We start from the raw sequence: 530 nt of genomic DNA on the forward strand, positions 1-530 counted from the left end.
GGGCTTCACGTTCGTCAGCGTGGTGACGCAGGGCGATCATGGGACGGTGTCGCAGGTTGGGGGCCAGTGGGTCTATACGCTGAACGGTCCGATCGGCCACACGGGTGGCAACAATGGCGCCAACACGGCCGACGATGCCGACACGGTGACGGTGAGGGTCCAGGACGCGCACGGCAACACGTTTGATGTGCCGGTGAAGGTGGACATCGTCGATGACATTCCGACGGTGACGCTGGGCGGTGACCTGGCGGTGAACTCGGGCGAAGCGACGGCGGCGACGGCGGCTGGAACCTTCGGGTTTGACTTGGGTGCGGATGCCGGCGCGGGTGCGACGGCGACGGTGGTGGCCAATGGCGTGACGACGACGCTGACGCAAGGCGCGGTGAACACCATCGTGGGCCAGTACGGGACGCTGGTGATTGCCGCCGATGGCAGCTACGTGTACACGGCCAAGCCGCATGTGGGCGGAACGGACAATTTTGTATTTGCCGTGAAGGATGCTGATGGGGACATCGCCTCCAAGACGCTGT

At 64.7% G+C, this 530-nt stretch carries 1 protein-coding gene; it reads left to right on the top strand.

What is annotated here, in order from left to right; genetic code table 11:
• The coding region (locus ACFO27_RS12155) for an Ig-like domain-containing protein (protein ID WP_376817560.1) at positions 1-530 on the top strand (530 nt) is incomplete at both ends.

It is taken from the genome of Castellaniella denitrificans (assembly GCF_042653765.1).
GTDB classification, from domain to species: domain Bacteria; phylum Pseudomonadota; class Gammaproteobacteria; order Burkholderiales; family Burkholderiaceae_B; genus Castellaniella; species Castellaniella denitrificans.